The sequence below is a fragment of the Klebsiella sp. PCX genome (assembly GCF_021869705.1).
GTDB lineage: Bacteria > Pseudomonadota > Gammaproteobacteria > Enterobacterales > Enterobacteriaceae > Klebsiella > Klebsiella quasipneumoniae.
This window is the reverse complement of record NZ_CP091527.1, coordinates 4,339,264-4,363,083: the sequence shown is the minus strand read 5'-3', so window position 1 is coordinate 4,363,083 and position 23,820 is coordinate 4,339,264. Positions and strand designations below refer to the sequence as shown.

Genomic DNA, 23,820 nt, shown 5'->3' with positions numbered 1-23,820 from the left:
GTGCCCCCATAACTAATCGTTATCTCGCACTATGACATAAATTTTTATTTGATACAGACGAAATTGGTCTGCTCTGTTGTGTGATCTGCATCGCAGGGACATTTCCACTGTCGATGTTCTATAATGCGCCACAGGCATTCACATCTCGGACCATAATTATGACGCAGGATGAACTGAAAAAAGCGGTAGGTTGGGCGGCGCTGCAATACGTACAGCCAGGGACCATTGTGGGCGTAGGCACCGGCTCGACGGCGGCCCATTTTATTGACGCGCTGGGCACCATGAAGGGGCAAATCGAAGGGGCGGTTTCCAGCTCCGATGCCTCCACCGAGAAGCTGAAAAGCCTCGGGATCACCGTCTTCGATCTCAACAGCGTCGATCGCCTGGGGATCTACGTTGACGGCGCGGATGAGATCAACGGCCACATGCAGATGATCAAAGGCGGCGGCGCGGCGCTGACCCGTGAGAAGATCATCGCCTCGGTAGCGGATAAATTTATCTGCATCGCCGATGCCTCCAAGCAGGTCGATATTCTGGGTAAATTCCCGCTGCCGGTTGAGGTCATTCCGATGGCGCGCAGCGCCGTGGCGCGCCAGCTGGTCAAGTTGGGCGGCCGTCCGGAATACCGTCAGGGCGTGGTGACCGATAACGGCAACGTGATCCTTGACGTGCACGGCCTGGAAATTCTCGATGCTATCGCGCTGGAAAACGCGATTAACGGCATTCCTGGCGTCGTGACCGTGGGGCTGTTCGCCAACCGCGGCGCCGACGTGGCGCTGATCGGCACCGCTGACGGTGTGAAAACCATCGTAAAATAGTCTGTCCGCAGGGAGCCAACCGGCTCCCTCGCAAATATTTTTTCACCTGGCGCAATTTAGTGACTTCTGTCACATTTGTGCAACCATTCTGATTAACGCGCTACCGTTCATTATCTTTCTGGTGTTTTGTCCTGCCATTTCCTTCTGAATGACATTTCTTCAGGACAGCGACGCAAACGTTAATATTGCCGCGATAGTTTTTTTTGATATGTTGCTGAGACGAACTTTCGTTCAGCACGACATCAGTTAAGACAAAACAGGACGGGGAAATGGCTAAGGTATCACTGGAAAAAGACAAGATTAAATTTCTGCTGGTTGAAGGTGTGCATCAAAAGGCAATCGATAGCCTTCGCGCGGCAGGTTACACCAACATTGAATTTCATAAAGGCGCGCTGGATTCCGAACAGCTGAAAGCGTCGATCCGTGATGCCCATTTCATCGGCCTGCGTTCCCGTACCCACCTGACTGAAGAGATTTTCGCCGCGGCGGAAAAACTGGTTGCCGTCGGCTGCTTCTGCATCGGTACCAACCAGGTCGATCTGGACGCCGCCGCGAAGCGCGGTATTCCGGTGTTTAACGCGCCATTCTCCAATACCCGTTCGGTGGCCGAGCTGGTGATCGGTGAGCTGCTGCTGCTGCTGCGCGGCGTGCCGGAAGCCAACGCTAAGGCGCATCGCGGCGTATGGAATAAGCTGGCGGTGGGGAGCTTTGAAGCACGCGGCAAGAAACTGGGGATTATCGGTTACGGCCACATCGGCACCCAGCTCGGCATTTTGGCGGAATCGCTGGGGATGCATGTCTTCTTCTATGATATTGAAAACAAACTGCCGCTGGGCAACGCCACTCAGGTACAGCATCTCTCCGACCTGCTGAACATGAGTGATGTGGTCAGCCTGCACGTGCCGGAAAACGCCTCCACCAAAAATATGATGGGCGCGGAAGAGCTGGCGCTGATGAAGCCGGGCGCGCTGCTGATCAACGCCTCCCGCGGTACCGTGGTGGATATTCCGGCGCTATGCGATGCGCTGGCGAGTAAGCATCTGGCCGGGGCGGCGATCGACGTCTTCCCGACCGAACCCGCGACCAACAGCGACCCCTTCACTTCGCCGCTGTGCGAGTTTGATAACGTGATCCTGACTCCGCATATCGGTGGCTCCACTCAGGAAGCGCAGGAGAACATCGGTCTGGAAGTGGCCGGCAAGCTGGCGAAGTACTCTGACAATGGGTCTACCCTGTCGGCGGTCAACTTCCCGGAAGTTTCTCTGCCGCTGCACGGTGGACGCCGTCTTCTGCACATCCATGAGAACCGGCCGGGCATCCTGACAGCCATCAACCAGATCTTCGCCGCGCAGAGCATCAACATTGCCGCCCAGTATCTGCAAACGTCGCCGCAGATGGGTTACGTGGTTATTGATATCGAAGCGGAAGAAGATGTTGCCCAGCAGGCGCTGCAGGCAATGAAAGCGATCCCGGGGACTATCCGCGCCCGTCTGCTGTTCTAACCATTTTTGCCTCTCGGGCAGGTCGCGTGCCTGCCCGTTTTTTTGTTAACACCTTCCAGGCTGAAATTCTTCTCCCCACGTACCTACCAACACCAGGTTTTGCCCGGGGTGATCACCGCCGGCAGCGGGATATCCCACTCTTCGCTCGGCAGGGTGTCCACCTGCTGGCAGTCGTGCGCGTAGCCCACCGGCTGCAGGCGATACTGCTGCCAGTTTTGCAGCGTCCGGTCGTAAAAACCGCCACCCATCCCCAGGCGTTGTCCGCCGGCATCGAAGGCCACCAGCGGGGTGACCAGCACATCGAGATCAGCGAGCGGCAGCACGTCGCGCACGTCGAGCTTCGGTTCGCGGATCTTCAGGCGATTCACTATCAGTTCGCTCTGCGGATGGTAATGTAAAAACAACAGGTTACCGGGGCTAAACGGATGCAGCACCGGGAGATACACTCGCTTGCCGGCCCGCCAGAGCTGGTCAATCAGCGGTTGGGTGTCCAGCTCGCCGTCAAAGGAGAGAAACAGCGCCACGGTGTGGGCGAGAACCACCGGCGGCCAGGCCATCATTCGCTCTGCGGCCTGCAGGGCAAACTGCCGCTGTTGCTCAGGGCTGAGCGCGCGTCGACGCTCGCGGATCTGCTGGCGAATATGCTGGCGGGAAAGCAGGGTATCGGGCTGTAGGGTCATGCAGGTCTCATGGCGAGCAGGCGAAACAATAGAAAGCAGTGTAATACAGTGCGGCGTCAGCCGAAAACAGGTGTTGGGGAATAATGCGAAGTGAGGAAGGGAATCTCCGAGATGCCGCCGCAGGCTGTAACCCTTGAACCCTTGGTTCAAGGTGAATGTGTCGTCACGGTTTTAAGGCTTCTCGGACGGACCGAGCATGCTCACCAACCATGGAGCGCCACATTCTTGTGGTATGAAATATCGGCTCAGGGGACTGGCCCGCTTGCAAACATCTCAGAGAAATTTTGTTCCTGGAGTTACTCTAACACAGTTAACTGCAAAGTGTTATTCAAACTTCGACCCTGGTCTTTCGCTTATGCGACCTTGCTCAAGCAATGCTTGCTCGATGGTCTGCTGAAGCATGCGAATGCGCTGCTCCATGCTGGAAGCGTAGTCGCGGGTCTTCGCTTTTTCCTGAGTCAACTCATAGCTGATGTTCAACGCGGCGATGAAGACCAGCTGCTCAGTATTTGTGACTCTAGTGCGTTCTTTTAAATCTTGCAACCGCTGATTAAGGTCTTCAGCTGCCTGATTCAGGGCATCCCTTTGTTCAGGCGGGCAATTCACTCGCAGTGAACGGCCGAAAATTTGGAGATCTACGGGTTGTGCAGACATGCCACCTTCCTGCTGATTGACTGCGCTGCCTTCACACCCTGACCCGGGTCTGCGAAGGGGCGACACTATAGCTACCCTGGTGCGAAGATACAAGCCCTATTCTGGTTCACCAGGGTCCAAAGTGGTAGCATACCATGAATATTCCTCCCAACGATGACGAATGCGCATGTCTATACAGAACGAAATGCCTGGTTACAACGATGTAGACCAGTTACTGAACCAACAAGGGGTAGGGCTTACCCCGGCCGAGATGCACGGTTTGATCAGCGGATTGCTGTGCGGCGGCAACACGGACAGCAGCTGGCAGCCGCTGGTGCACGACCTGACCAACGAAGGTCTCGCCTTCGGCCATGAGCTGGCCCAGGCGCTGCGTAACATGCATTCCGCCATCAGCGACTCACTGGATGACGACGGCTTCCTCTTTCAACTGTATCTGCCGGAAGGCGATGCGGTGAGCGTCTTTGATCGCGCCGACGCTCTCGCCGGCTGGGTCAACCACTTCCTTCTTGGCCTTGGCGTGAGCCAGCCGAAGCTGGATAAAGTGAAAGACGAAACCGGGGAAGCGATTGACGATCTGCGTAATATTGCCCAGCTGGGCTACGATGAAGACGAAGATCAGGAAGAGCTGGAGATGTCTCTGGAGGAGATTATCGAGTATGTCCGCGTTGCCGCACTGCTGTGCCACGACACCTTTGCGCGTCAGCAGCCAACCGCACCGGAAGTCCGCAAACCGACATTACACTAACTAAAATTCGTTCAGGGGGCGTCATGACTCAGCAGGAATTTCTCTCGCGTCGCCAGGCGCTGTTGGCGCAGATGCAGCCAGGCAGCGCGGCGCTGATTTTCGCCGCACCGGAAGCGGTGCGCAGTGCAGATTCGGAATATCCCTACCGGCAGAACAGCGATTTTTGGTACTTCACCGGCTTCAACGAACCGGAAGCGCTGCTGGTGTTGATTAAAAGCGATGAAACCCACAACCATAGCGTGCTGTTCAACCGGGTTCGCGATCTGACCGCTGAGATCTGGTTCGGTCGCCGTCTGGGCCAGGAGGCCGCGCCGGCGAAGCTTGGCGTTGACCGGGCGCTGGCGTTCAGCGAAATCAACCAGCAGCTGTATCAGCTGCTCAACGGTCTGGACGCTATCTATTTCGCCCAGGGCGAATATGCCTATGCCGATCAGATTGTGTTCAACGCCCTCGAAAAACTTCGCAAAGGCTCGCGCCAGAACCTGCAGGCGCCGAACTCGGTCATCGACTGGCGGCCCATTGTGCATGAGATGCGCCTGTTCAAATCGGCGGAAGAGCTGGCCGTGATGCGCCGCGCCGGTGAAATTAGCGCTCTGGCCCATACCCGGGCGATGGAAAAATGCCGCCCAGGCATGTTCGAGTATCAGCTGGAAGGCGAAATTCTTCATGAATTCAATCGCCACGGCGCGCGTTTCCCCTCCTATAACACCATCGTTGGCGGCGGCGAAAACGGCTGCATTCTGCACTACACCGAAAACGAATCTGAACTGCGCGACGGCGATTTAGTGCTGATTGACGCCGGCTGCGAGTATCGCGGCTACGCCGGCGACATTACCCGCACCTTCCCGGTGAACGGCAAATTCAGCCAGCCGCAGCGCGAAATCTACGATATCGTGCTGGAATCGCTGGAGACCGCGCTGGAACTCTACCGCCCGGGCACCTCAATCTGCCAGGTGAATCAGGAAGTGGTGCGCATCATGATCACCGGCCTGGTGCGGCTCGGGATCCTCAAAGGCGAGGTTGACGAGCTGATCGCCAACAACGCCCACCGCCCGTACTTTATGCACGGTCTGAGCCACTGGCTGGGGCTGGATGTGCACGATGTCGGTAATTACGACACCGACCGTTCGCGCGTCCTGGAACCGGGAATGGTGCTGACCGTCGAGCCGGGGCTGTATATCGCCGCCGACGCCGACGTACCGGCGCAGTATCGCGGCATCGGCATTCGTATTGAAGATGACATCGTGATTACTGAAGACGGCAACGAAAATCTCACCGCTGGCGTGGTGAAGAAGGCAGATGAGATCGAGGCGCTGATGGCGGCGGCGCGCCAGTCATGAGCGTGCTGATTGTCGGCGGCGGGATGACCGGCGCGACGCTCGCCCTGGCCATCTCCCGTATGACCGGCGGCGCGCTGCCGGTCCATCTGATTGAGGCGCAGGATCCCCAGTCGGCTCGCCATCCCGGCTTCGACGACCGGGCGATCGCCCTGGCCGCCGGCACCTGCCAGCAACTGGCGCGCATCGGCGTCTGGCAACGTCTCGCCGAGCGGGCGACGCCTATCCAGCGGGTACATGTCAGCGACCGCGGCCATGCTGGTTTTGTGAATCTGGCGGCGGCGGATTATAGCCTGTCGGCGCTGGGTCAGGTAGTTGAACTCCACGATGTCGGCCAGCGACTGTTTAGCCTGCTGCGCGAGGCGCCGGGCGTGACGCTACATTGCCCGGCGAAAGTGGAAGCGGTCAGTCGCAGCCAGGAGAGCGTCAGCCTTACCCTTGAGGGGGGCGAAACGATCAGCGGTAAGCTGCTGGTGGCGGCGGACGGTTCGCGTTCGTCGCTGGGCGCCCGCTGCGGCATCAGCTGGCAACAGCAGCCCTATGAGCAACTGGCGATTATCGCCAACGTGAGCACCGCGCTGCCCCACGAAGGCCGCGCGTTCGAACGTTTTACCGAGCATGGCCCGCTGGCGATGCTGCCGATGTCGCAAGGGCGCTGCTCGCTGGTGTGGTGTCATCCGCAGTCGCGCCGCGATGAGGTGCTGAGCTGGTCTGACGAACGTTTTTGTCAGGAGCTGCAGCAGGCGTTCGGCTGGCGGCTGGGGCGCATTACTCACGCCGGGAAGCGCAGCGTCTATCCGCTGGCTCTCACCACCGCCAGCCGCGCGGTGTTGCACCGCCTGGCGCTGGTCGGCAACGCGGCGCAGACGCTGCACCCGATTGCCGGGCAGGGCTTTAATCTCGGCCTGCGCGATGTGATGAGCCTGGCGGAGTTGCTCGCTGACGCCCATCTCAGCGGCGAAGATGTCGGCCATTATCCGCTGCTGTGTCGCTATCAGGCGCGCAGGGCAGGGGATAAAGCCACCACCATCGGCGTGACCGATGGGCTGGTGCATCTGTTTGCCAACCGTTGGGCGCCGCTGGTGGTGGGGCGCAATGTCGGTCTGATGGCCATGGAATTATTTACCCCGGCGCGCGATGCGCTGGCGCAGCGTACCCTCGGTTGGGTTCCCCGTTAAGGAGTAGAACGTGCAAAGTGTTGATGTTGCCATTGTTGGCGGTGGAATGGTGGGGCTGGCGGTAGCCTGCGGTTTACAGGGCAGCGGCCTGCGCGTCGCGGTGCTGGAGAAAGCGGAGCCGCAGCCGCTGGCCGCCGATGCGCCGCCGGCGCTGCGCGTGTCGGCAATTAACGCCGCCAGCGAAAAGCTACTGACCCGCATCGGCGTCTGGTCAGAGATCGTCGCCCAGCGCGCCAGCTGCTATCACGGCATGGAAGTGTGGGACAAAGACAGCTTCGGCCGCATTAGCTTTGATGACCAGAGCATGGGCTTCAGCCATCTGGGCCACATTATTGAAAACGCTGTGGTGCATTATGCGCTGTGGCAGAAGGCGCAGCGTTGCGCTGACGTTACCCTGCTGGCGCCTGCGCAACTGCAGCAGGTGGCGTGGGGCGAGAATGAAGCCTTTCTCAGCCTGCAGGACGGCAGCATGCTCACCGCGCGGCTGGTGATCGGCGCCGATGGTGCCAATTCATGGCTGCGCAATAAAGCCGATATTCCGCTGACCTTCTGGGATTACCATCATCATGCGCTGGTGGCGACCATCCGTACCGCTGAGCCGCATCAGGCGGTGGCCCGCCAGGCGTTCCATGGCAACGGGATCCTCGCCTTCCTGCCGCTCTGCGATCTGCATCTGTGCTCGATCGTCTGGTCGCTGTCGCCGGCGGAGGCGCAGCGGATGCAGGAGGCTGATGAAGCCACCTTTAATCAGGCGTTGAATATCGCCTTCGATAATGGCCTTGGCCTCTGCCAGCTGGAAAGCGCACGTGAAGTCTTCCCGCTGACCGGCCGCTATGCCCGCCAGTTCGCCGCCCACCGCCTGGCGCTGGTCGGCGATGCCGCGCATACCATCCACCCGCTGGCCGGGCAGGGCGTCAATCTCGGCTTTATGGATGCCGCCGAGCTTATTGACGAACTGAAGCGCCTGCACGCCCAGGGCAAGGATATCGGCCAGCATCTTTATCTGCGCCGCTACGAGCGTAGCCGCAAGCACAGCGCCGCGCTGATGCTGGCGGGCATGCAGGGCTTCCGCGACATGTTTTCCGGTAGCCATCCGGCGAAGAAATTCATCCGCGACATGGGGCTGAAACTGGCCGATACGCTGCCGGGCGTGAAACCGCAGCTGATTCGCCAGGCGATGGGCCTCAACGATCTGCCTGCCTGGTTACGTTAACCGCGTCACACTTCTTTCACCCGGCCTGCGCGCCGGGTTTTCCCCCTCATTTGAAATATTCTAATTTCACCTCTTTTTTCGCATTAGATTTATTAATGCGTCCTTTTTTTTGTTAAAGAAATTAGGACGATAAAATCGCACAAAACACCATCATTCCCTAATCAGTGCCGCCTTAATGTTAATTTTATGTGGCATAAATCGCTTTTTTCCAGTCAATAACTCTGTAGGCTTTTCGGCGGATTTTAGTCATAAGCTAATGTGATGCCCTGAATGAGCTTATGGTTTAGTGCCGGGTTCGGTGGTAAGTTCAGGCAAAAGAGAACGTTTGCGTCGGCGTTCGTCAGCGATGCCGACACCCGATTTCGTGGCGAAAAATCGCCGACAATCTTGTGGCTGGTTCCGTTTTTATTCGATGAGGAAAAGATGGCTCAACAGACTCCGTTGTATGAACAACACACGCTGTGCGGCGCGCGCATGGTGGATTTCCATGGCTGGATGATGCCGCTGCATTACGGATCCCAGATTGATGAGCACCATGCGGTGCGCGGCGACGCAGGCATGTTCGATGTGTCGCATATGACCATCGTTGATTTCCACGGCAGCCGGACCAGAGAGTTCTTGCGCTATTTGCTGGCCAACGACGTGGCGAAGCTCACCACCCCGGGCAAAGCGCTCTACACCGGCATGCTGACCGCCTCCGCCGGCGTCATCGACGACCTGATTGTCTATTTCCTCTCTGAAGATTATTTCCGCCTCGTTGTTAACTCCGCCACCCGCGAAAAAGACCTCGCCTGGATTTCCGAACAAGCTGAACCCTACGGCCTCGAAATCATCGTCCGCGACGATCTGTCGCTGATCGCGGTCCAGGGTCCGCAGGCGAAAGCGAAGGCGGCGACGCTTTTTACCGACGCGCAGCGTCAGGCCGTGGAAGGTATGAAGCCGTTCTTCGGCGTGCAGGCCGGCGAGCTGTTTATCGCCACCACAGGCTATACCGGCGAAGCGGGCTATGAAATCGCCATGCCGAACGAGCAGGCGGCGGATTTCTGGCGCGGTCTGCTGGACGCTGGCGTTAAGCCATGCGGTCTCGGCGCGCGCGATACCCTGCGCCTGGAGGCCGGAATGAACCTGTATGGCCAGGAGATGGACGAAGGCGTCTCTCCGCTGGCGGCGAATATGGGCTGGACTATCGCCTGGGAACCGGCGGATCGTAACTTTATCGGTCGCGAAGCGCTGGAGATGCAGCGTGAAAAGGGCACCGAACAGCTGGTTGGCCTGGTGATGACTGAGAAAGGCGTCCTGCGCGGCGGCCTGCCGGTGCGTTTTACCGATAGCGACGGTAACCAAAAAGAAGGCATTATCACCAGCGGCACCTTCTCGCCGACGCTGGGCTACAGCATCGCGCTGGCTCGCGTGCCGGCCGGGATTGGCGACACCGCGGTGGTGCAAATTCGTAACCGTGAAATGCCGGTAAAAGTGACTAAACCTGGTTTTGTACGCAATGGCAAAGCCATTGTGTGATTTACCTTTTTTGGAGATGAATTGATGAGCAACGTACCAGCAGAACTGAAATACAGCAAAGAACACGAATGGCTGCGTAAAGAAGCGGACGGCACCTATACCGTCGGGATCACCGAGCATGCGCAGGAGCTGCTGGGCGATATGGTATTCGTTGATCTGCCGGAAGTGGGCGCCACCGTCGAAGCGGGTGCCGATTGCGCGGTTGCCGAATCCGTGAAAGCGGCTTCCGATATTTATGCCCCGATTAGCGGTGAAATCGTTGCCGTTAACGAAGAGCTGAACGACTCGCCGGAACTGGTCAACAGCGACCCGTACACCGACGGCTGGATCTTCAAGATCAAAGCCAGCGACGAAGCGCAGGTTGCCGCGCTGCTGGATGCCGCCGCGTATGAAGCTCTGTTAGAAGACGAATAAATACGCGTCATCCTTCACGCTGCAGGGGCGTTGGCTTCCTGCCGCGCGAATGATTTTGCGTATTCCGGCCCGGTAAGCATCAGCGCTTGCCGGGCAAACCAGTCAGACAATCACGATTCACCGCACGTTTCAGGAACCATCGCTCATGACTCAGACTTTAAGTCAGCTTGAAAACCGCGACGCCTTTATTGAACGTCACATTGGCCCGGACGCTCAGCAGCAGCAAGAGATGCTGAAGACCGTCGGCGCGGATTCGCTTAACGCCCTGATCGGCCAGATTGTGCCGCAGGATATCCAGCTGGCGACCCCACCGCAGGTGGGCGACGCGACAACCGAATTCGCCGCGCTGGCAGAGCTGAAGGCGATCGCCGGTCGCAACAAGCGCTTCAAGTCTTACATCGGCATGGGCTACACCGCCGTGCAGCTGCCGCCGGTTATTCAGCGCAACATGCTGGAAAATCCGGGCTGGTATACCGCCTATACCCCTTACCAGCCGGAAGTCTCCCAGGGCCGCCTGGAATCGCTGCTCAACTTCCAGCAGGTCACTCTCGATCTCACCGGGCTGGATATCGCTTCCGCTTCGCTGCTCGATGAAGCGACCGCCGCCGCCGAAGCGATGGCGATGGCCAAACGCGTCAGCAAACTGAAAAACGCCAACCGCTTCTTCGTTGCCGCCGATGTCCATCCGCAAACCCTGGACGTGGTGCGCACCCGTGCGGAAACCTTCGGCTTCGACGTGATCGTCGATGACGCCGACAAAGTGCTCGATCACCAGGATGTCTTCGGTGTGCTGCTGCAGCAGGTGGGCACCACCGGCGAAATCCACGATTACAGCAAACTAATCGCCGAGCTGAAAGCGCGCAAAGTGATAGTCAGCGTCGCCGCCGACTTTATGGCGCTGGTGCTGCTGACGGCGCCGGGCAAGCAGGGCGCGGATATCGTCTTCGGCTCCGCCCAACGCTTCGGCGTGCCGATGGGCTACGGCGGCCCGCACGCGGCCTTCTTCGCAGCGAAAGATGAATTCAAACGCTCCATGCCGGGCCGGATTATCGGCGTATCGAAAGATGCGGCGGGTAACACCGCGCTGCGCATGGCGATGCAGACTCGCGAACAGCACATCCGCCGCGAGAAAGCGAACTCCAACATTTGTACCTCGCAGGTGCTGCTGGCCAACATCGCCAGCTTGTACGCGGTTTTCCACGGCCCGGCGGGTCTGAAACGTATCGCAGGCCGCATTCATCGCCTGACCGACATTCTGGCCGACGGCCTGCAGAAGAAAGGGCTGAAGCTGCGCCATGCGCACTACTTCGACACCCTGTGCGTGGAAGTGGCGGATAAAGCCGCGGTGCTGGCGCGTGCCGAAGCCCTGCAGATTAACCTGCGCAGCGATATTCACGGCGCGGTGGGCATTACGCTCGACGAAGCAACCACCCGCGAAGACGTGCTCAACCTGTTCCGCGCCATCGTCGGCGACGATCATGGTCTGGATATCGATACCCTGGATAAAGACGTGGCGCTGGACAGCCGTTCCATCCCGGCGGCGATGCTGCGCGACGATGCGATCCTCACCCATCCGGTGTTCAACCGCTACCACAGCGAGACCGAGATGATGCGCTACATGCACGCCCTGGAGCGTAAAGATCTGGCGCTGAACCAGGCGATGATCCCGCTGGGTTCCTGCACCATGAAGCTGAACGCCGCGGCGGAGATGATCCCGATCACCTGGCCGGAATTTGCCGAGCTGCACCCGTTCTGCCCGGTCGAGCAGGCGGAAGGGTATCACCAGATGATCGCCCAGCTCTCCGACTGGCTGGTGAAACTGACCGGCTATGACGCCGTCTGCATGCAGCCGAACTCCGGCGCGCAGGGCGAATATGCTGGCCTGCTGGCGATTCGCCACTATCACGAGAGCCGCAACGAAGGCCATCGCGATATCTGCCTGATCCCAAGCTCCGCGCACGGCACCAACCCGGCTTCCGCGCAGATGGCGGGTATGCAGGTGGTGGTGGTTGCGTGCGACAAAAACGGCAATATCGATCTCGCTGACCTGCGTGAAAAAGCAGAGCAGGCGGGGGCGAATCTCTCCTGCATCATGGTCACCTATCCGTCGACCCACGGCGTATATGAAGAGACCATTCGCGAAGTGTGCGAGATCGTGCACCAGTTCGGCGGCCAGGTTTACCTTGACGGCGCTAACATGAACGCCCAGGTCGGGATCACCTCTCCGGGCTATATCGGCGCCGACGTTTCGCACCTCAACCTGCATAAAACGTTCTGCATTCCGCACGGCGGCGGCGGCCCGGGTATGGGCCCAATCGGCGTGAAAGCGCACCTGGCGCCGTTCGTGCCGGGTCACAGCGTGGTGCAGATTGAAGGGATGTTGACCCGTCAGGGCGCGGTTTCCGCCGCGCCGTTCGGCAGCGCGTCCATCCTGCCGATCAGCTGGATGTATATTCGCATGATGGGCGCGGAAGGGCTGAAGCAGGCGAGCCAGAACGCGATCCTTAACGCCAACTACATCGCTACCCGTCTGAAAGACGCCTACCCGGTGCTCTACACCGGTCGCGATGGTCGCGTGGCGCACGAATGTATTCTCGATATTCGTCCGCTGAAAGAAGAGACCGGCATTAGCGAACTGGATATCGCCAAGCGTCTGATCGACTTTGGCTTCCATGCGCCAACCATGTCCTTCCCGGTAGCGGGTACGCTGATGGTTGAGCCGACGGAATCGGAAAGCAAAGTGGAGCTGGACCGCTTTATCGACGCGATGCTGGCGATCCGCGCGGAAATCGACCGCGTCAAAGCCGGTGAATGGCCGCTGGAAGACAACCCGCTGGCGAACGCACCGCACACCCAGGGCGAGCTGGTGGGCGAGTGGAACCATCCGTACAGCCGCGAGCTGGCGGTATTCCCGGCGGGTCTGCACAACAAATACTGGCCGACGGTGAAGCGTCTGGACGATGTGTACGGCGACCGCAACCTGTTCTGCTCCTGCGTACCGATGAGCGAATACCAGTAAGTTTGCGTATTATCTATACTTTTAAAGGCGCTGCGGCGCCTTTATTTTTTGGAGGGAAGGTATGGGAATCGCTCTGATAAGCGGCGCGAGCCGCGGAATAGGCCGGGCGACGGCGCTGCTGCTGGCGCAGGAAGGGTATACCGTGGCGGTCAATTACCATCACAACATTAACGCCGCCACCGAGGTGGTGAATACCATTTTGGCGTCTGGCGGCAAAGCCACGGCGCTGCGGGCGGACATCAGCGATGAAGCGCAGGTGATGGCGATGTTTGAGGCGATTGACCGCATGGGCGAGCCGCTGACGGCGCTGGTCAACAACGCCGGGATCCTCTTTACCCAGTGTACGGTGGAGAGCCTGAGCGCCGAGCGCATTAACCGCGTGCTGGCGACCAACGTCACCGGCTATTTCCTCTGCTGCCGCGAGGCGGTCAAGCGCATGGCGCATCGGCATGGCGGTAAGGGCGGGGCGATAGTTAACGTGTCGTCGGCGGCCTCGCGCCTGGGCGCGCCGGGGGAGTACGTTGACTATGCCGCGTCGAAAGGGGCGGTAGATACCCTGACCACCGGGCTGGCGCTGGAGGTGGCGGCGCAGGGGATCCGGGTCAACGGCGTCCGTCCGGGGCTGATTTATACCGAAATGCACGCCTCCGGCGGTGAACCGGGGCGCGTGGATCGAGTGAAAGGTTCGCTACCGATGCGGCGCGGCGGCCAGCCGGAAGAGGTCGCTCAGGCCATTGCCTGGCTGCTGAGCGACAAAGCGTCCTATGTAACGGGTAGCTTCCTTGAACTGGCGGGCGGGAAATAACCCGTAGATGTCTATTGCCCGGCGGCGCTGCGCTTGCCGGCCCTACGGGGTCAAAGCCGAATGGTAGGCCGGGTAAGGCGTAGCCGCCACCCGGCATAAAAACCGCTAAAGCCCGACGGTCTAACAGGAGGCCGGCCACAGCCTCAGTACCCGTAGCCCGGCTAAGCGCAGCGCGAGCCGGGTAACCCGGCGGCCTACCAGGAGGCCAGCCACAGCCGCAGGCGCATTCCCCAACTGCTGGTCCAGCCGGTGGTAACCGACTTCACCTCGCCTCGATAAATCACCACCAGCGTTGGCGTCACCCGAATATCCCACTGCCGCGCCAGCTGGCCGCTCGGGTCATTTACCGTCGGCAGCGTCAGTTTCTTTCTGGCAAGCCACGTCTCCAGCGCGGCGTTATCGCCGGAGCGCAGGGCCACCGTCAGCACATTGCCGCCGTCGGCGGCAAGCGATGCCACCGACGGCGTGGTGTAGCGACAAACTCCGCACCAGGTGGCCCAAACGTACAGCAGCAGCGGCTTTTGCTGGCTCATGGCGTTCAGATCCACCGTCCTGCCGTCGAGGGCGTGCAGCGATGTGGCGCTGACGTTTTGCGGCAGCGCGGGCTGGCGAAAATAATCCACCGCCAGGCTCACCGCCGCGCCAATCAGCAGCCACACCGCCAGCTCGCGCAGCCAGCGCCTGATTTTACTGGCCACGGGCTTTCGCCAGCTGCTCTTTCACCAGCCCCTCCAGCTCATCAGCAGGGATCGCGCCGGCCACCATCTGATCGCCGATGATGGTCGCCGGGGTGCCCTGAATATTCAGCACCTGCGACAAAATCAGGTTCATCTTCAGCGAATCCATGGTCTTGTCATCGATATTTACACTATCGGTGGCGGTTTTCTTCTGCGCCGCGGCGATGCTGGCGTCATCGTGATAGCCTTTTTTCGCCATCAGCCGCTGATGCAGCGCCCAGAACTTATCGGGCTGCTGGCGCCAGGTCGATAGCGCCGCTTTGGCGGCATTGACCGAACTTTGCCCCTTGAACGGCAGCAGCTTAACGATCAGCTGAATGTCCGGGTTATCGTGGACGATTTTTTCCAGCAGCGGATCAAACTGTTTGCAGTAAGGGCAGTTGTAATCGGTAAACGAGACGATCGTCAGTTTTGGCGCATTCGCGCCGGTGCGCGGGCTGTTCGGATCGTTAAACAGCAGCTGCGCCAGCTGGTCATTAGCGTTTGCTTGTGGTTCTTCCGCCGGGGCGGCGAAGCTGAAGGCGGATATGCACAGCAGCAATAAGGCGGTGATAGCTCTCATGTTATTTTCCTTGGGCGACGGACAGGGTGGCGAGAAGGTGTTCGCGATCTAACAGCGCAGGCAGGATCTCTCCCTGCGGCAATCCCGGTCCGTAAATCTGGTTAAACGGCACCGCAGCGCTGCCGCGAGTGGTTAAAAACTGACTAATCGTGGCGGAGGGTCGGCTCCAGTCGCCGCGCAGGGCGACCACGTCCGGCGCTAACAGCGCCTGCTGGACGTCATCGCGCAGCAGCACGTTGTATTTATTGGCTTTACAGGTCACGCACCAGTCGGCGGTGACATCAATAAACACCCGCTTATGTTCCGCCAGGGCGCTGGCGATAGCCTGCTCGCTGAGCGGCTGCCAGTTAACCCGGTCGCGGCGCGGGCCCTCGCCGTCAGATCGGGAGACTAAGGCGACGGCGCCCGCCACCACGATGGCCAGGGCGCCCGCGCGCAGCGCCGTCCGCCAGCGGTAGCGCCAGGCGGTGGCCAGCAGCAGGGCGATGGCCAGAATTACCAGCAAGGTAAGCACCGGCGTACGGCCGATGTGGATCGTCAGCAGGCTGACCAGCCATAGCGCTGAACCAAGCATCATTAGCCCCAGCAGTACGCGCAGATGATTCATCCAGCGGCCGGGACGTGGCAGTCGTTGCGCCAGCCCCGGCCAGGCAACGATCAGCAGCCACGGCAGGCTCATGCCGATCCCCATGGCGAAGAAAATGCCCCACAGCAGCGGCAGAGGCGCCACCAGCGCCACCGACACGGCGGTGCCAAGGAACGGCGCGGTGCAGGGGGTCGCCAGCAGGGTGGCGAAGGCGCCCTGCCAGAAATGGCCCATTAAGCCGTTGCCGCCGCGGGTGGCGAGGAAGGTACTGGCGCTGGAGGAGAGGCGGATTTCGAACAGCCCCAGCAGACTGGCGCTGAACAGGATCATCACCAGCGCCATGGCGCCGATAAACCACGGGCTCTGGAACTGGATCCCCCAGCCGAGCGCCTGATTACCCAGGCGTAGCGCGGTCATCATCAGCGCCAGCGCCAGGAACGAGACGACGATCCCGCACGCCGAGGCGAGGAACTGTCGGCGTACCGCGCCGCGTTCGCGATGTTCGGTTTGCACCAGCGAGCCGAGCTTCATGGCCAGCACTGGCAGCACGCAAGGCATCACATTGAGGATAAGCCCCCCGGCCAACGCCATCAGCAGCACCCAGCCTAACGTCAGCTCCGGCGCGGCGCTGCCGGCGCTGATGGCGATCTGGCTTTCCTGCGCCTGGCCGCTATCCGCCAGCACCAGCGACAAGGTTTTACCGCGCAGATCCGGTGCCGCTTCGCCCCAGCTATCGGTGACCGGTATGGTGGCGGTCAGCGTATCGCCGCGGCTGGTAAAGCTCGGCTTGCCGAAATCGACATCCTCCATGCTGTCGATAAACAGCGCTGGCTGCTGCCAGCCGGCATCGCGGCGAGCGGTCACCGTCAGTTTGCCGCTGACGTAGCTGGCGGTCAGCTGCGAAGTCAGACCATCGCCCAGCGGCAGCGTGCCCACCGCGCGGGTGAAATCGTAGCCAAAACCCTCCCCTGGCGGGGCCGTCATATCCAGCGAAAAGGGATAGTCAGTAAGAATGCAGACATTGCTGCAGGTGGATAACGTCAGTACGCCGCTGAGCGTCGGTGGTAACTTCCCGCGCAGCGTCATCGGGAAGCTGACGTCACCGTGATAGCCCTGAGTGGAAATGCCCGCGACGTCGAAGCGCTGCGGCGTCGGCCAGCGCCAGTCAACCTCCAGCGGCGTGTGCCAGGCGATAGCCGGCGCGATGCCGCCTTCCCCCGGCGAGCGCCAGTAGGTTTTCCAGCCCTTTTCCAGCGCCACGTCTAAAAGCAGGCGGGTATCGCCATTGCTCTCGGTTTGCGCCCGCAGGCGGACGCTGGCGTGTTGATTGTCGGCGGCGCGTAGCCAGCCGCTGTCGGCGGCCTGACTGACGGGCAGCCATAGCCAAAGCAGGCAGACCAGTAGTCGCCTGAATAACATAGACATAAATTTGCTCCATAAATGATGAATTAACCTGAACTGTCAGGAAAATCAGTCACTCACGGAAGACGCATAATCGCAGATGCACCCGCAATCGGGGCGGGGAGATAACGCGGGGAGGCCACTGGCGCTCGATACGCGGCGGGATCGCCGCCAGCACCGCCAGCAGCAGGGTGATAGCCAACAGCGCCCCTTCAAACAGCATCGGCGGGACGGCCATCAGCGACTTGGCGCTGAGTTCGCACGGCGTGACCGGCGCGTCGGCTTTATCCTGGGTTTGCTGTAGTGACGGGCTGTCGGCGGTGAGGTTCATGACCAGCGCGTGCATCCCGGCCATTCGCTGGGCGGTGCAGACCAGCACCACCAGACAGGCCAGGAGGACAAAAAGAATGGCTTTGCGTTGTCGCTTAATCATGAGCGCCTCAAATATTCACGAGGCCTATCTTATCGGGCGAACGCGTTTTGGCAATGGTAAAGCTGTAAAGAAGTGTCTGGCAGATAAGCGATTTGCCCTCTCCCGGCCGGGAGAGGGCGGTCAATTACAGATTCTCGCCGTTGCTGGCGATGACTTCTTTGTACCAGTTAAAGCTCTTCTTGCGCGAGCGGGACATGTCGCCGGTGCCGTCGTCGTGTTTGTTGACGTAGATGAAGCCGTAGCGTTTGCTGTACTGCCCGGTAGTGAAGGAGACGCAGTCGATGCAGCCCCATGGGGTATAGCCCATCAGATCGACGCCGTCATAAGTGACCGCTTTGATCATCTCTTCGATGTGGGCGCGCAGATAGTCGATGCGGTAGTCATCGTTGATGCTGCCGTCGGCTTCGACTTTATCGTAGGCGCCAAAGCCGTTCTCGACGATAAACAGCGGCTTCTGGTAGCGCTCATACAGTTCACACAGGGAATAGCGCAGACCGACCGGGTCAATCTGCCAGCCCCAGTCGGAGGCTTTGACGTGCGGGTTCGGCACGCTGCCTTCGAAGCCGGAAATGGCGTCGCCGGTGCCGCCTTCGGCTTTCACCGCGTTGGTCATGTAGTAGCTGAAGCCGAGGTAAGCGCAAGTGCCTTCGCGCAGGATCTGCGCATCGCCATCTTCCATCTTGATGTTGAAGCCGCGGCGCTCCCACTCATTCAGCACATAGCTCGGGTAGTAACCGCGCAGTTGGACGTCGGTAAAGACGTAGCGCTCGCGCATCGACTCCTGGGCAAACATGACATCTTCCGGTTTGCAGGAGTAAGGGTAGAGGGCGACCATCGCCAGCATGCAGCCGACCTGCATGTCCGGGTTGATGCGCCGCGCCGCTTTCACCGCCAGCGCGCTGGCGACGAACTGATGGTGCAGCACCTGGTACATGGTCTCTTCCGGATTGTCATGCTCGGTATAGACCACCCCGGAGCAGCAGTAGCCGAACAGCGGCGCGCGCCAGTTGCGCTGGTTGTTGATCTCGTTGAAGGTCATCCAGTATTTCACTTTGTGCTTATAGCGCTCGAAAACCACTTCGGCAAAGCGCACAAAGAAATCGACCACTTTGCGGTTGGTCCAGCCGCCGTACTGCTGCACCAGGTGCAGGGGCATCTCGAAGTGGGAGAGGGTGATCACCGGCTCGATGTTGTATTTCAGCAGCTCGTCGAACATGTCGTCGTAGAACTTCAGTCCCTCTTCATTCGGCTGGGTTTCGTCACCCTGCGGGAAGATGCGGGTCCAGGCGATGGAGGTGCGGAAGCATTTGAAGCCCATCTCGGCGAACAGTTTGATGTCTTCTTTGTAGCGGCCGTAGAAATCGACCGCTTGGTGGTTGGGGTAATATTTGCCGGCTTCCACCTGGTGGGTGATTTCACGCGGCACGCCGTGCGCCCCGCCGGTCAGCACGTCGCAGATGCTGGGGCCTTTGCCGCCCTGATCCCAGCCGCCTTCAACCTGATGCGCGGCAACCGCGCCGCCCCATAAAAAATCTTTCGGAAGGGTTAATTTTTTCATCCTGGCTAATCTCTCTAATAACTATTGCGCTCGAGTCTAGCAAAGTGAAATTGAATGTCACGATATAACAAATTCCGCCAAAGGTAATATGTTACATCAAAAAAACAGGCTGTTATTTTTAGCTGATTTTGCGCGCTAATTTACGCCCGAGCGATTCGAGAATATAGATCACTGGAATTTGCGTGGTAATATCGTAGACGCCGCCAATGCGGGTCTGCGGGACGTGCCAGGAGAGATTGAAATCGGCCAGTTTGGCCAGCCGCGAATGCTCGTGACTGGTAATCGACATCACCTTGCAATGATGCAGGCTGAACTGGCTGGCGAAACGCAGGATCTCTTCTGTTTCGCCGGAGACGGAAAGCACGATCGCCAGCGCGTTGCGGGCCATATCGTTGGTCACCGGAAAATAGGGGTCGTCAATATGGTTGCTAAATTTCCCGACGTTGGAGAAGAAACGGGCGCCGTATTTCGCCAGCGCGCCCGAGGTGCCCGCGCCGACAAAAATAATACGTTCTGAGGCGAGAATAATATCGACGGCCTGGTCTAGTAACCCATCGAACTCGTCATTATTAACGCTTTTAAAAAAGCTCATGATTTCACTGGCGCCGATATTTGCCTGTTGAGGCTCGTTCTGCTCAAGATATAATTTAAAACGTACGCGAAATTCAGAGTAGCCCTCGCACTGCAGTTTGCGGCAGAAGCGCAACACGGTGGTGGTGGAGACGCCGGCGGCTTCGGCCAGTTCGCGGATGGTCATGTACATCACTTTGTCGCGATTCTTTATGACGTAGTGGTAGACCATCATCTCAAGATTATTGAGACTGGCGACAGCGGCGTGGGAGAACATACTCACAGGGCGAACTCACAATTCATAATGACCAGGACGGAATTATATCATGCAGGCCAATGACATTACCTTTTTTCAGCGTTTTCAGAACGACATCCTCGCCGGGCGCAAAACCATTACTATTCGCGATGCGGCGGAGTCGCACTTTAAGGTCGGCGATGTGCTGCGCGTTGGGCGCTATGAAGACGACGGCTATTTTTGCACCATCGCCGTGACCGCGACCTCGACAGTGACCCTCGACACGCTGACCGAACAGCATGCTCAACAGGAGAATATGACCCTGGGGCAGCTGCGGCAGGTCATCAGCGACATCTATCCTGGCGAGAGCCAGTTTTATGTCATTGAATTCAAAACGCTTTAAGATAAGCAGGAACAACTGTGAGTTGAAATAATAATGTAACAGTTTGATTTTAATGTATTTACAAATATACATCTTTTTATTTTAGCTAACAGGTGTTCACTGGAATCATTCTCAGTTACCCTAAGTGAGCAATGAAAGCGTTCTTGTTTTCAGGAGTCCAATATGGTGCGCAAACCATTAATCACTCAGGGATATTCTCTGGCAGAGGAAGTTGCCAACAGCATCAGCCACGGGATCGGGCTGGTGTTCGGTATCGTCGGGCTCGTGCTATTGCTGGTGCAGGCGGTGGACACCAACGCCAGCGCGACGGCGATCACCAGCTACAGCCTGTACGGCGGCAGCATGATTATGCTGTTCCTCGCCTCCACGCTCTATCACGCGATCCCGCATCAGCGGGCGAAACAGTGGCTGAAGAAATTCGACCACTGCGCTATCTACTTGTTAATCGCCGGGACCTATACGCCGTTTTTGCTGGTGGGGCTGAACTCTCCGCTGGCGAAGGGGCTGATGATCGTCATCTGGAGCCTGGCGCTGCTGGGGATCCTGTTTAAGCTGACCATCGCGCACCGCTTTAAAATTCTGTCGCTGGTGACCTATCTGACGATGGGCTGGCTGTCGCTTATCGTGGTCTATCAGCTGGCGGTGAAGCTGGCGGTGGGTGGCGTAACGCTGCTGGCGGTTGGCGGGGTGGTGTACTCACTGGGGGTCATCTTCTACGTCTGCAAACGTATTCCCTATAACCACGCTATCTGGCACGGCTTCGTGCTCGGCGGCAGCGTGTGTCACTTCCTGGCGATCTATCTTTACATCGGCCAGTCCTGATAAACATTCCACGGTGGCGCTGCGCTTACCGTGGCTACAATACGCTACGGCCTGGAAATTCCACGGTGGCGCTACGCTTACCGTGGCTACAATATACTGCGGCCGGGTAGCCCGGCTAAGGCGAAAGCGCCGCAAGCCGGGAGTCATAACGCTTAATTACACGTCTTCCAGCGAATAGGGCAGCGGTTCGATGCGCAGGCTTCCGGCATCGTCGCGCACGCGGAAGATGCTGTCCGGCTCCATATCGTTATTCATCACCACCTGCACCAGCAACTGGCCATCATCCAGCTGAACCGCCGCAAGCACCGTACCGGTGCGGCGCCAGTTGTCGCCCATCTTCAGCTCCAGGTCTTCCCCGGCTTCCGGCACCCGGCTGGCGGTACCTGACAGCGTCCACAGCGCGCGCTTATTGGCGCCGCGGAATTTCGCCCGCGCCACCATCTCCTGACCTGTGTAGCAGCCTTTTTTGAAGCTGATGCCGCCCAGCGCCTGCAGGTTGGTGGCCTGCGGAATGAACTGCCCGCTGTTGGCGCTGTCGATAACCGGCAGACCGGCTTCAATATTCAGCGCCAGCCACTGCTGGCTGTTGTTGAGCTGCGCTTCGCCGCGCAGCGCGTCCGTCACCCGATTGGCGGTGTCGACATCGGTCACCAGCAGGAAGCGCTCGCCCGGGTGTTCAAACCACAGCAGGCTGGTGGCGCCTTCGCTGACCGCCGGAGTGGCGGCGTCGGGCAGAGCGGCGAACAGCGGCGCCAGCGCGGCGCGCGCCTGGAAGCCGGCCACCCCCAGCAGAACCAGATCGTCGTTGGCGGCGATGGTGACTTTGGAGAAGACGGCATATTTTTTCAGCTCCGTCAGCTGCGCGTCGCGCAGGCTGCGGCGTTCAATCCACGCGAAGCCGCCGTCGCGACGGAATACGCGCAGGTTGCTCCACATCTTGCCTTTGGCGTCACAGTGGGCGGCAAGCAGATGCTGAGCATCGGTGAGACTGCTCACATCGGCGGTAATCTGCCCCTGCAGGTATTTTTCGCTGTCTGGCCCGCTAATCGTCGCCAGCGCCCAGTCATCCAGGGTCATCAGCGTTAACGGCAGACGAGCGGAAGAGGAAGGCTGACGCGGAGGAAAAGGTGTAAAAGCCATAGTCATATCCTGAATCGCTTAACGCAGTGTGTGTGACCAATGGTAAAAGAGCTATAGTGCATTGCAAGTGCTTTCAACAGGCCATTTGTGCGCTGACGTTTGGTGAAGGCCCGGCGTGGGAAAACAATAAGCCCATCATTATTTTATGGTTTTTATGGAAGGATGCTCGCATTCAGCGATATTCCTGTAAAGTTACGGCAGAAAACGGGTTAAACTAACCAATATTTTGCTGCTGGAAGGTCAACATGGACATTAACAATAAAGCTCGTATCCACTGGGCATGCCGCCGCGGGATGCGCGAACTCGACATCTCCATCATGCCGTTCTTTGAGTATGAGTACGATACCCTCAGCGACGCTGACAAACAGCTGTTCATTCGCCTGCTGGAAAATGACGATCCGGATCTATTCAACTGGCTGATGAACCATGGCAAACCGGCCGATGCGGAGCTGCAGCGGATGGTAACCTTAATTCAGACACGGAATCGGGAACGTGGTCCTGTGGCAATCTGATCTCCGTATCTCCTGGCGCGCGCAGTGGTTTTCTCTGCTGCTCCACGGCGTTGTGGCGGCGCTGGTGCTGCTGGTTCCCTGGCCGTTAAGCTACACCCCGATCTGGCTGCTGCTGCTGTCGCTGGTGGTCTTTGACTGTGTGCGCAGCCAGCGACGGATCCATGCCCGTCGCGGGGAGATAAAACTGCTCACCGATTCCCGGCTGCGCTGGCAAAACGCCGACTGGGAGATCCTCGGGACGCCGTGGGTTATCAATAGCGGTATGCTGCTGCGTTTGCGCCATGTCGATACCCGGCGCGGACAGCATCTTTGGCTGGCGGCGGACAGCATGGACGCCGGAGAGTGGCGCGATCTGCGCCGGCTGGTGCTGCAAAAACCGGCGCAGGAGTAAGCCGCGTCAGGAGAAGTGTTCGGCCATTTCGCCGAGGATCTGCTCGCACCAGCTCTGGATGCGCTCGTCGCTCAGGTCGTACTGGTTGGTTTCATCCAGCGCCAGGCCAACGAACAGTTGGCCATCCGCGATCACCGGTTTCGGGCTGGTGAACTCATAGCCTTCGGTTGGCCAGTAGCCGACAAACTTCACGCCTTTGGTCGCCAGCTTGTCATGCAGCATGCCCAGCGCGTCAAGGAACCATTCGCCGTAGCCCAACTGATCGCCCATGCCGTAGAGCGCGACGATTTTGCCCTCCAGGTCCAGGGTGTCCAGCTGGTCCCAGACCGCTTCCCAGTCTTCCTGAATTTCGCCGAAATCCCAGGTCGGGATGCCGAGGATCAGTACGTCGTACTGGCTCATCAGCGCGGGGGAGTCATCTTTCAGATTGTGCAGCGTCACCAGCTCGGGGCCGATGATATCGCGGATTTTCTCCGCGGCCATTTCGGTATAGCAGGTACTGGAGCCGTAAAACAGACCTATATTCATCGCGTAAACATCTCGATTCTTGCCGTGAATGGCGGGCAGTGTACCAGAAAGGCGTCCTC

General features: G+C 59.1%; 24 protein-coding genes and 1 other RNA gene. 14 read left to right on the top strand and 11 right to left on the bottom strand.

Features of this window, described 5'->3' with window-relative positions; translation table 11 throughout:
• Positions 1-158 precede the first annotated feature (158 nt).
• Both rpiA and serA read left to right on the top strand, forming a co-directional pair.
• Positions 159-818, top strand: coding sequence for a ribose-5-phosphate isomerase RpiA (rpiA, locus tag GQR96_RS20795; RefSeq protein WP_002916495.1), 660 nt, complete (start codon positions 159-161; stop codon positions 816-818).
• Positions 819-1,087: 269 nt separating this feature from the next.
• Positions 1,088-2,320, top strand: a complete 1,233-nt coding sequence (gene serA, locus GQR96_RS20790; protein ID WP_017899786.1) for a phosphoglycerate dehydrogenase — start codon at positions 1,088-1,090, stop codon at positions 2,318-2,320.
• 83 nt (positions 2,321-2,403) lie between these two features.
• Here the strand turns inward: serA and GQR96_RS20785 are convergent, their stop codons facing one another.
• From GQR96_RS20785 to zapA, 3 genes are all read right to left on the bottom strand, one after another.
• Positions 2,404-3,000 carry a 5-formyltetrahydrofolate cyclo-ligase gene (locus GQR96_RS20785; RefSeq protein ID WP_004205297.1) on the bottom strand — a complete coding sequence of 199 codons (597 nt, stop codon included), beginning with the start codon at positions 2,998-3,000 and terminating at the stop codon, positions 2,404-2,406.
• A 99-nt stretch (positions 3,001-3,099) separates the two neighbouring features.
• A non-coding RNA gene (gene ssrS / locus GQR96_RS20780) (6S RNA) lies at positions 3,100-3,283 on the bottom strand.
• A gap of 41 nt (positions 3,284-3,324) precedes the next feature.
• A complete protein-coding gene (gene zapA, locus GQR96_RS20775) occupies positions 3,325-3,654 on the bottom strand; it encodes a cell division protein ZapA (RefSeq protein WP_004205298.1) in 330 nt (109 codons plus the stop codon).
• A gap of 166 nt (positions 3,655-3,820) precedes the next feature.
• On the opposite strand from zapA, the gene GQR96_RS20770 reads away from it, so the two are divergent.
• From GQR96_RS20770 to GQR96_RS20735, 8 genes are all read left to right on the top strand, one after another.
• Positions 3,821-4,399, top strand: a complete 579-nt coding sequence (locus GQR96_RS20770) for a YecA/YgfB family protein (protein ID WP_002916486.1) — start codon at positions 3,821-3,823, stop codon at positions 4,397-4,399.
• Positions 4,400-4,422: 23 nt separating this feature from the next.
• Entirely contained in the window at positions 4,423-5,739 is a 1,317-nt protein-coding gene (gene pepP / locus GQR96_RS20765) for a Xaa-Pro aminopeptidase (protein ID WP_049116103.1), read from the top strand.
• A complete protein-coding gene (gene ubiH / locus GQR96_RS20760; protein WP_065905395.1) occupies positions 5,736-6,914 on the top strand; it encodes a 2-octaprenyl-6-methoxyphenyl hydroxylase in 1,179 nt (392 codons plus the stop codon). Before pepP ends, ubiH begins: the two co-directional genes overlap by 4 nt.
• A 10-nt stretch (positions 6,915-6,924) precedes the next feature.
• Complete coding sequence (gene ubiI, locus GQR96_RS20755) at positions 6,925-8,127, top strand: FAD-dependent 2-octaprenylphenol hydroxylase (RefSeq protein WP_065905393.1); 1,203 nt, start codon at positions 6,925-6,927, stop codon at positions 8,125-8,127.
• Between the two features lie 423 nt (positions 8,128-8,550).
• The gene (gene gcvT, locus GQR96_RS20750; protein WP_004205303.1) at positions 8,551-9,645 is read left to right on the top strand and encodes a glycine cleavage system aminomethyltransferase GcvT; all 1,095 of its coding nucleotides are present in this window, start codon (positions 8,551-8,553) and stop codon (positions 9,643-9,645) included.
• Positions 9,646-9,669: 24 nt separating this feature from the next.
• Positions 9,670-10,059 (top strand): glycine cleavage system protein GcvH, encoded by a 390-nt coding sequence (gcvH, locus tag GQR96_RS20745; protein WP_002916479.1) that lies wholly within the window; start codon positions 9,670-9,672, stop codon positions 10,057-10,059.
• Positions 10,060-10,204: 145 nt separating this feature from the next.
• Positions 10,205-13,078, top strand: coding sequence for an aminomethyl-transferring glycine dehydrogenase (gene gcvP, locus GQR96_RS20740; protein WP_004205305.1), 2,874 nt, complete (start codon positions 10,205-10,207; stop codon positions 13,076-13,078).
• Positions 13,079-13,139: 61 nt separating this feature from the next.
• Positions 13,140-13,883, top strand: a complete 744-nt coding sequence (locus tag GQR96_RS20735) for an SDR family oxidoreductase (protein ID WP_004205307.1) — start codon at positions 13,140-13,142, stop codon at positions 13,881-13,883.
• A 194-nt stretch (positions 13,884-14,077) separates the two neighbouring features.
• Here GQR96_RS20735 and GQR96_RS20730 read toward each other — a convergent pair whose 3' ends face one another.
• The 6 genes from GQR96_RS20730 to GQR96_RS20705 form a co-directional block, all read right to left on the bottom strand.
• Positions 14,078-14,581, bottom strand: coding sequence for a protein disulfide oxidoreductase (locus GQR96_RS20730; protein WP_004205308.1), 504 nt, complete (start codon positions 14,579-14,581; stop codon positions 14,078-14,080).
• Positions 14,571-15,182 carry a DsbA family protein gene (locus tag GQR96_RS20725; RefSeq protein ID WP_004205309.1) on the bottom strand — a complete coding sequence of 204 codons (612 nt, stop codon included), beginning with the start codon at positions 15,180-15,182 and terminating at the stop codon, positions 14,571-14,573. The genes GQR96_RS20730 and GQR96_RS20725 overlap by 11 nt, the downstream gene beginning before the upstream one ends.
• Position 15,183: 1 nt before the next feature.
• Positions 15,184-17,193, bottom strand: coding sequence for a protein-disulfide reductase DsbD family protein (locus GQR96_RS20720; RefSeq protein ID WP_101991327.1), 2,010 nt, complete (start codon positions 17,191-17,193; stop codon positions 15,184-15,186).
• A 49-nt stretch (positions 17,194-17,242) separates the two neighbouring features.
• Positions 17,243-17,602 (bottom strand): hypothetical protein, encoded by a 360-nt coding sequence (locus tag GQR96_RS20715; RefSeq protein WP_017899797.1) that lies wholly within the window; start codon positions 17,600-17,602, stop codon positions 17,243-17,245.
• A gap of 124 nt (positions 17,603-17,726) precedes the next feature.
• A complete protein-coding gene (bglA, locus tag GQR96_RS20710; RefSeq protein ID WP_004205314.1) occupies positions 17,727-19,160 on the bottom strand; it encodes a 6-phospho-beta-glucosidase BglA in 1,434 nt (477 codons plus the stop codon).
• 118 nt (positions 19,161-19,278) lie between these two features.
• Complete coding sequence (locus GQR96_RS20705; RefSeq protein ID WP_004205316.1) at positions 19,279-20,007, bottom strand: MurR/RpiR family transcriptional regulator; 729 nt, start codon at positions 20,005-20,007, stop codon at positions 19,279-19,281.
• Between the two features lie 49 nt (positions 20,008-20,056).
• Here GQR96_RS20705 and yqfB point away from each other — a divergent pair, with 49 nt between their 5' ends.
• On the top strand, positions 20,057-20,368 hold the full coding sequence (gene yqfB, locus GQR96_RS20700; RefSeq protein ID WP_004205318.1) for a N(4)-acetylcytidine aminohydrolase: 312 nt from the start codon (positions 20,057-20,059) through the stop codon (positions 20,366-20,368).
• Positions 20,369-20,530: 162 nt separating this feature from the next.
• Positions 20,531-21,190 carry a PAQR family membrane homeostasis protein TrhA gene (locus tag GQR96_RS20695; RefSeq protein WP_004205319.1) on the top strand — a complete coding sequence of 220 codons (660 nt, stop codon included), beginning with the start codon at positions 20,531-20,533 and terminating at the stop codon, positions 21,188-21,190.
• Between the two features lie 156 nt (positions 21,191-21,346).
• On the opposite strand, the gene ygfZ is transcribed toward GQR96_RS20695, so the two are convergent.
• A complete protein-coding gene (gene ygfZ, locus GQR96_RS20690) occupies positions 21,347-22,330 on the bottom strand; it encodes a tRNA-modifying protein YgfZ (RefSeq protein WP_049116109.1) in 984 nt (327 codons plus the stop codon).
• A gap of 245 nt (positions 22,331-22,575) precedes the next feature.
• Here ygfZ and sdhE point away from each other — a divergent pair, with 245 nt between their 5' ends.
• Positions 22,576-22,842: an FAD assembly factor SdhE gene (sdhE, locus tag GQR96_RS20685; protein ID WP_002916312.1), complete on the top strand. Its 267-nt coding sequence runs from the start codon at positions 22,576-22,578 to the stop codon at positions 22,840-22,842.
• Positions 22,823-23,233: a protein YgfX gene (locus tag GQR96_RS20680; protein ID WP_004205323.1), complete on the top strand. Its 411-nt coding sequence runs from the start codon at positions 22,823-22,825 to the stop codon at positions 23,231-23,233. Before sdhE ends, GQR96_RS20680 begins: the two co-directional genes overlap by 20 nt.
• A 6-nt stretch (positions 23,234-23,239) precedes the next feature.
• On the opposite strand, the gene fldB is transcribed toward GQR96_RS20680, so the two are convergent.
• On the bottom strand, positions 23,240-23,761 hold the full coding sequence (gene fldB, locus GQR96_RS20675) for a flavodoxin FldB (RefSeq protein WP_004205324.1): 522 nt from the start codon (positions 23,759-23,761) through the stop codon (positions 23,240-23,242).
• Between the last annotated feature and the right edge of the window lie 59 nt (positions 23,762-23,820).